Below are 6,140 nucleotides of genomic sequence, written 5' to 3'. Positions count from 1 at the left end.
TAGGATGGCTCAGGCGATTGTCACACGCCAAGGGAAAATTGTTTCTTTGGAGAGCACTGTGAACTATTGTCATGATATGAAGTTGTTCAAAATGAGTCGCAGAAATGTCGGGCTAGCTGGTAAAATCTTGTCTGACAGTGCTTATCAAGGGCTCATGAAGCTATATCCTCAAGCGCAAACTCCGAGTAAATCCAGCAAACTCAAGCCGCTAACAGCTGAAGAGAAAGCCTGTAACCATGCGCTATCTAAGGAGAGAAGCAAGGTTGAGAATATTTTTGACAAAGTATAGTAGATTGAAACTAGAATAGTACACCTCTACTTCTAAAACATTGTTAGAAATCGATTTGACTGTCTTGATCGATTTGTCCTGTTCTTATTTCATTTCACTATAAAAACGTTTAAAATATCTTCAACAACCTATCGAAATCATCGTAAACGCTTCGGATTACGAATGAATTTGATTGCTGGTATTATCAATCATGAACTAGGATTCTAGTTTTGCAGGAAGTCTAATAATGAAAATAAAGGACTAAAGTAATAACTCTAAATATATCTGATTTTTATAGGACGTTTCATAAAAAAATCTACATACCTAGAGTCCTATTTAGTTATGTATCTTACATAAAGAGAAAGGAATTAATTATCATGAAATTATCTTTGTATAGTGAAGTTGACCATTACCATTCTTTAAGTTCTTATTCTTTAAATGATATTACACATACTGATACCCCAAAAAATATTATTGAAAAGTCTAAAAAAGATAAGTATAGATACCCAATAGTAATACTTAATAAAGAACATAAAGTAATTGGATTTTTTTGCCTACACCTAAACACTGGTCCTAAAAAGTATGGCTATTATCAAAAAGATTATGCGCTTATTAGAGGATTTTCTATTGATGATAATTTCAGAAATCAAGGATATGGTTCTAATGCTCTGAATAAAATATTTGAATTCATAGACTCAACTTTAAAATTAGAAATTAACCATATTGTATTGGCTGTAAATGAAAAAAATATATTGGCTCAAAAAGCATATAGAAATTCAGGTTTTTTTGTTGTGAAGAAAGATTTAGAAGGAAAAAAGGGGAAATTAATTATTATGGAGAAAAGCAGAAACTAGTATCATTTCTAGTTTCTGCTTTTCACTAAGTCTGCTATAAATTTAGTATTCTAGCTTATTTGCATATTTTGAGAGGAATAATCTATATACTAAACTTTTATGTTTATAATTCATTCCTTTCGTTTCACTCAAGGCACAAGACAGAATGAAAAAGTGGTGTGCTCTTTATTTTGTTTTATAATAATAGTGAGAAAGTCTATCACTACTACAAATCACGTGGAGGTGAATAAGTGAGTGATACAGCCACTACCTCGCATATTTATAGGTGTCATTCTTTCCATCAAGCACAAGAACTGTGACTAGGAGAACGTAAACTTATAATTGAATAAGCGACTCGTTTGTGAAAAGGAAAGAATAGTCAAGGGATAGGCAGACTCAAATTTGGTGAAGGGAGACTCCTCATGTTAAAAGCCAAATTTCAATTTAAAAAATTTTAAAATTTGTTTCGCATTTACTACTCCTTGCATTTATATTGGATTGATTAAGAGAACCTTTCGCGATGTTCCTTAGCAACTTCTTTGTACTAGGAAAATTTAAAAATTCGGATAGGTATCTACCCCGATTATTCACAAAAAAAGCATCCAAAATTTCTTTGTCTGATAGAAGATCAATCTGTTTCTCGACTGCTTGACAAACCAAGTTTGCAAGGAAGATATTTTTAGGGGAATCAAAAGTTTCTGCTTTGTGGTTAAAATCATGTCTCATATTTTTAGTTTAGCACAAAGTAGCTTGATTGGCTAGGAGTTCTCTTTCTTTTCAACCTTCTCTTCTGATTTTTCCTGATTTGCTTGATTACTTGAATCAGTCACTACCTCTTCCTTTTTCTCTGTTTTCTCTTCTTTGATTTTGACTGAAGGAAACAGAAACTCATATTGACTCTTCGGCGTACGAACCCTTGTCACCAAGCTTGTTTTCTTATTTTGATAGCTCACCTGACCCAGATTAAAGGTCTGTTCCCCACTTTCTTGCTCAACCTTATCTTTGGCTCGATTGGCCATGGCAAAAGCAATCAGTTTTTCTTTATTTAAAGCATAGTCTTGATAGTGGGCGACTTGTCGGTTCAAGTAAAATTGCAACAAAAGACTAAAGATGGCTGCCATGGTGACTGCATAGAGGAGAACACCTGCCTTAACTTTTTTCTTTTTCCACACGATAGATGAACTCCCTTTCTAAGCCTTTTTGGAACTGGAAACGAAAGCGAACCAGTTGATTATCCTCTGTAATCTGCGCAGACTTAAGCCCATAGACCATAGGTTGATAACCTCGACCACGAGCATTCGTTTTACGGAAATCATCTGATTTTGACTTACCTATCGCAATTTCCTTGCCATCCTGCTTCATATAGAGGCGATTCCCCTCCACTTTTTCAAACTGCGAACGCTCTAATTCTGCCTCCAACTGGTCCACAAACAAGAGCCACTCCTTTTGCTCGCTTTGTTGCTGGTAGCGAACTTCTGAAATGAGGAGCTGACTCATAGCTTGAAAAAGGAGTAATCCTCCACTGATGACAATGAGGGCAATCAGGGATTCCAACAAGGTAAAAGCCTTGACCTTATGGCTCTTTGATTGCCAACAACTGTTCTGAACCATGGTAGACCTCCAATCCCTTTTCGCTAGAAAACACCTGAATCTCAACTCCGTTTATGTTTACCTGATTTTGACCTGTCTGCAAGGCCATCTTAGCTACCCTCAAGACTTCTTCCTTTTGCAAGATTTTTGCTTCCTCTTGCCTATTTTTTTGAATTTGTCCCAAAAGGAGGGTCGCAATGCTGGCAAAGATAGCTAGAGCGACTACTGCTTCCAGTAAAATCACTGCCCTAATTTTTTGTTTCCTTAATGCGTTTAATTTTTCCATTTCCTAGATATAATTGATAGCGAATCGCTCCTTTACTGGTCTGAAATTCAACCTTAGCTAAGGACGAATTGCCCCCAGCTCGGTCAAATGTAATACTTTGGCCTGATGGTGCCTGAATTCCTTTAGGAACTGTCAAGTTTTGACTGCCATTGCTAATGGTCTGCCCATCTAAGTTCAGACTAGTCTTTTGCTGACTGGCTACACTGCGTTTTTGGGTTTCCCGATAGAGTTCTTCAAATTCCATAAAGAAAATCTGTTCCTCTACTGCCGCAAAAGTGAACTGAACAGAGCCGGACAAGCCCAAGGCAAGGATACTCACAAGACCCAAAACCAAGAGACTTTCCAGCATGGTAAAGGCCTTAATCATTGACTTTACGATTTGACTCTCCATTTTTAGTATAGTATTCATTATAGGCTTTAGCCTGTTCTTCCGTGATGCGTCCATCGTCTTGTAACTTACTTAGGCTAGCATCTTCATTTTTTTCTAAGCTATAAAGCTCTGCCTGGCTTTCCACCACCTTAACAACAGCAGCTGTTCCTTTGTCGTTGACTGCTTCTTTTTGCTTAGTCAGACTAGGTACAAAGAGTAAGAGAAGCACGCTGATGATGAGCAAGACCACCAACATCTCCACAAGTGTAAAAGCTTTAACCTTAGCTTTTTTCAAGAATGTCATCATTTTTTTCATTTTAAAAATTTACCTCCATATTTTGATACATGGGCATGAGCATTGCCGCATAAAGTAAAACGATAATCAGTGCTACAAAGATAAAAACCAGTGGCTGCACCAAATTCATGGTGCGGTTGACTCGGGTAAAAAAGGCTTCCCAAGTTTTTTCAGCATAGATTTCCAACTCACTCCCCAGCTTAGACTTGACTTCCCCATACTCTATGATGAGACTCAACTCCTTTTTAAAGAAAGGATAGGTTCCTATAGTTTGAGAAAATTCTCGACCATTTTGGAGAGAATGAGCCAAATCTTGACCGATTTCTTTAAAGAACTGGGAACCTTGTTCCTGCATCATTTGAAAAATCTGCGTCAACTCCATTCCCTGTGAAATCATATTCCCCCATTCACGTGCATAATAGGCTGTCAAATAGGTCTGCACAAAGATTCCAATAAAGGGAAGGCGCGCTAAGATAGAAAAGACGCGCATCTTAGAACTTCTTTTATAAAAAGTGAGTGCTAAAAGGACACCTACTGAAACAAAAACTATCATTCCTAGAAAGATTTGTGGCAGATTACCGATAATTTGGGTGGCAATATTGCTACTATCCAGTTGTGGGAGCAGGTAATTCCGTAACCCCAGCATAATTAAGAGAAGAAAACCCAGCAAAATCAAGGGATAGGTCGCTACTTCAATCAATTTTTTCTTGACCTTAGCCAGATTGTCCAGATATTCTTCTATCTTTCCCAAACTCAGGTGGAGATTGCCATGAACTTCAGCCAGGGATAACTGGGTGACAATGGCACTTGAACATCCCAAACTTTCCATCATTTCTGAGAATGATTTCCCCTGAGACAAGCCCACACGCATCTGGGTCACACACTGCCTGTCCAACAAAGCACTCCTATCTAAAAAGGAGATGGTCTCCACCAGATGAAAACCGCTAGAAAAGAGATTGTTAAATAGGGTGATGATATTTTTTTGCTTAGCTGTAGCTAATTTTTTCCGTCTCAGCCTGAAGACTTGTGATATGTCCATCTTTAAGAAGCTGGTCAATCTGTTCATTCCAGCTAGTTGGCTGGTGTTCTTGATAGTCTTTGTTTGCAAAGTCAACAATTCCTCCTCCCCCAATTAATCTCTGGTAGCAGACTCCTTGCAGAACGACTGCTAATTCCTCTTCACTCACACCCAACTCCAGCAGGCGTTCATAAACACCTCGAATACTCTTGGCATGAATGGTTGAAAAGACTGTCGCCCCTGTCAAACTAGCTCTGACCACTGCACGCGCCGTCTCGCTGTCCCGAATTTCTCCGATAATCAAGAGATCTGGTCGATGACGCAAGGAAAGTTTGATTAGATTTTCATAGGTTAGGCCGATTGCTTCGTTCAACTGCAACTGAAGCATGTCGTCCTGCTTGATTTCGACAGGATCTTCGATGGACATAACTTGCTGTCCTTTAAAGAGTGACTTGGACAATTCATGCATCAGGGTCGTCTTACCACTCCCAACCGGGCCAGCAAAAAGATAGAGTCCCCGTTGCCTGTACTGCTTGCCTAATTCTTCAATATCCTGAAACCAAAAATGCAAGTCCTGCTCTTCATCGTGCAACAAGCGAATGACTAAACTCTCATGCCCTCGATAATCGCCTACGGTAGATAAACGTAGGGACGCCATCTTCTGGTCATATTCATAGTCACAGGAACCGAGTTGACTACGTCGCTTTTCTCCCACATTCATACCCGCCACAAACTTAAAGTGACTGATGACGGCCGCAAATTTTTCGAAGTTATAACAGCCAATTTTACAGCGCTCGTCTCCTACCCTCATATGAAGCTCATAGGCATCTAACTTAGGGACAAAATAAATATCTTGCGCTCCTTTTTTCCGGGCCGAACGAATGATTTCTTGTGCAATTTCTTGAACCATACCTACCTCCTCACCTATACTATTCGCAAAGATTTGGAAAAAATAAAAAAGCAACTCCAAAAAGTTACTTTTTCTCTATTTTACTTTCATACGGCAAGAACGGTGCCTTTCCTTACCTGTTTGTTTTTCATAGCCTGGACGTAGTTTTTCATCTGGAATAACCTGCTCATCCTGTAAAAGAGCCAAAGAATGGTATTGTTGTAAATACTCATCACATTCATCACACCAGCGTTGATCTTCCGGGTCCCAAAAAATGGTCATCAAGTCCCTTCTACTTTTATAAAGAGGGGATTCTTGTTCCAATCTAAACCAGCAAGTCTTGTAGTATTTGAGAGCATCATAATACTGGTCAAATTTCTTACTTGCTACAATATCTTCTTCCCAACCTTCTAAGAACCACCAGGGTTCAAAATCTCCGTACATTTCTATAACACGATACATATTCATTCATTCCTTTGTACCATATATTATAACCAATTCCGCCAGACAAGGAAAGAAATATGCTCATTTCTTAATTTTTTAATAAAAAATCTAGCCATCTGATAAATTACTGAATTTCTATTTTCTTAT

9 protein-coding genes and 3 pseudogenes are annotated in these 6,140 nt (G+C 38.5%); 3 read left to right on the top strand and 9 right to left on the bottom strand.

From position 1 onward, the window contains the following. From HT699_RS03355 to HT699_RS03345, 3 genes and pseudogenes are all read left to right on the top strand, one after another. A pseudogene (locus HT699_RS03355) lies at positions 1 to 286 on the top strand (transposase family protein); the annotation flags it as partial. Between the two features lie 102 nt (positions 287 to 388). After that, a pseudogene (locus HT699_RS03350) lies at positions 389 to 496 on the top strand (IS5/IS1182 family transposase); the annotation flags it as partial. 149 nt (positions 497 to 645) lie between these two features. Further along, a complete protein-coding gene (locus HT699_RS03345) occupies positions 646 to 1,122 on the top strand; it encodes a GNAT family N-acetyltransferase (RefSeq protein WP_023935296.1) in 477 nt (158 codons plus the stop codon). A 579-nt stretch (positions 1,123 to 1,701) separates the two neighbouring features. Here HT699_RS03345 and HT699_RS03340 read toward each other — a convergent pair. The 9 genes and pseudogenes from HT699_RS03340 to HT699_RS03300 all read right to left on the bottom strand — a co-directional run. Continuing rightward, positions 1,702 to 1,827, bottom strand: a pseudogene (locus HT699_RS03340) (SAM-dependent methyltransferase); the annotation flags it as partial. A 32-nt stretch (positions 1,828 to 1,859) separates the two neighbouring features. Further along, entirely contained in the window at positions 1,860 to 2,273 is a 414-nt protein-coding gene (comGG, locus tag HT699_RS03335) for a competence type IV pilus minor pilin ComGG (protein ID WP_119942023.1), read from the bottom strand. Then, positions 2,251 to 2,712, bottom strand: coding sequence for a competence type IV pilus minor pilin ComGF (gene comGF / locus HT699_RS03330; RefSeq protein WP_119942021.1), 462 nt, complete (start codon positions 2,710 to 2,712; stop codon positions 2,251 to 2,253). The genes comGG and comGF overlap by 23 nt, the downstream gene beginning before the upstream one ends. Then, positions 2,675 to 2,977 carry a competence type IV pilus minor pilin ComGE gene (comGE, locus tag HT699_RS03325; RefSeq protein WP_000413380.1) on the bottom strand — a complete coding sequence of 101 codons (303 nt, stop codon included), beginning with the start codon at positions 2,975 to 2,977 and terminating at the stop codon, positions 2,675 to 2,677. Before comGE ends, comGF begins: the two co-directional genes overlap by 38 nt. Beyond that, the gene (comGD, locus tag HT699_RS03320) at positions 2,940 to 3,344 is read right to left on the bottom strand and encodes a competence type IV pilus minor pilin ComGD (RefSeq protein WP_031233395.1); all 405 of its coding nucleotides are present in this window, start codon (positions 3,342 to 3,344) and stop codon (positions 2,940 to 2,942) included. Before comGD ends, comGE begins: the two co-directional genes overlap by 38 nt. Next, the gene (comGC, locus tag HT699_RS03315) at positions 3,337 to 3,663 is read right to left on the bottom strand and encodes a competence type IV pilus major pilin ComGC (RefSeq protein WP_138703880.1); all 327 of its coding nucleotides are present in this window, start codon (positions 3,661 to 3,663) and stop codon (positions 3,337 to 3,339) included. The genes comGD and comGC overlap by 8 nt, the downstream gene beginning before the upstream one ends. Position 3,664: 1 nt before the next feature. Then, positions 3,665 to 4,681, bottom strand: a complete 1,017-nt coding sequence (gene comGB / locus HT699_RS03310) for a competence type IV pilus assembly protein ComGB (protein ID WP_080564700.1) — start codon at positions 4,679 to 4,681, stop codon at positions 3,665 to 3,667. Continuing rightward, on the bottom strand, positions 4,629 to 5,570 hold the full coding sequence (gene comGA / locus HT699_RS03305; RefSeq protein ID WP_172934094.1) for a competence type IV pilus ATPase ComGA: 942 nt from the start codon (positions 5,568 to 5,570) through the stop codon (positions 4,629 to 4,631). The genes comGB and comGA overlap by 53 nt, the downstream gene beginning before the upstream one ends. A 75-nt stretch (positions 5,571 to 5,645) precedes the next feature. Continuing rightward, a complete protein-coding gene (locus HT699_RS03300) occupies positions 5,646 to 6,011 on the bottom strand; it encodes a DUF1033 family protein (RefSeq protein ID WP_000286404.1) in 366 nt (121 codons plus the stop codon). Positions 6,012 to 6,140 lie beyond the last annotated feature (129 nt).

Origin of the sequence: Streptococcus sp. 1055 (assembly GCF_013276815.1) — a bacterium.
Taxonomy (GTDB): Bacteria; Bacillota; Bacilli; order Lactobacillales; family Streptococcaceae; genus Streptococcus; species Streptococcus pseudopneumoniae.
Note: the sequence above shows the minus strand (reverse complement) of the source record. Positions and strands in the feature narration are given on the sequence as shown.

What these genes read in the sequence shown, in the direction of transcription:
- HT699_RS03345 (WP_023935296.1), top strand. Translation starts at nt 646, where the DNA reads ATGAAATTATCTTTGTATAGTGAAGTTGACCATTACCATTCTTTAAGT.
- comGF (WP_119942021.1), bottom strand. Translation starts at nt 2,712, where the DNA reads ATGGTTCAGAACAGTTGTTGGCAATCAAAGAGCCATAAGGTCAAGGCT.
- comGE (WP_000413380.1), bottom strand. Translation starts at nt 2,977, where the DNA reads ATGGAAAAATTAAACGCATTAAGGAAACAAAAAATTAGGGCAGTGATT.
- comGD (WP_031233395.1), bottom strand. Translation starts at nt 3,344, where the DNA reads ATGATTAAGGCCTTTACCATGCTGGAAAGTCTCTTGGTTTTGGGTCTT.
- comGC (WP_138703880.1), bottom strand. Translation starts at nt 3,663, where the DNA reads ATGAAAAAAATGATGACATTCTTGAAAAAAGCTAAGGTTAAAGCTTTT.
- comGB (WP_080564700.1), bottom strand. Translation starts at nt 4,681, where the DNA reads ATGGACATATCACAAGTCTTCAGGCTGAGACGGAAAAAATTAGCTACA.
- comGA (WP_172934094.1), bottom strand. Translation starts at nt 5,570, where the DNA reads ATGGTTCAAGAAATTGCACAAGAAATCATTCGTTCGGCCCGGAAAAAA.
- HT699_RS03300 (WP_000286404.1), bottom strand. Translation starts at nt 6,011, where the DNA reads ATGTATCGTGTTATAGAAATGTACGGAGATTTTGAACCCTGGTGGTTC.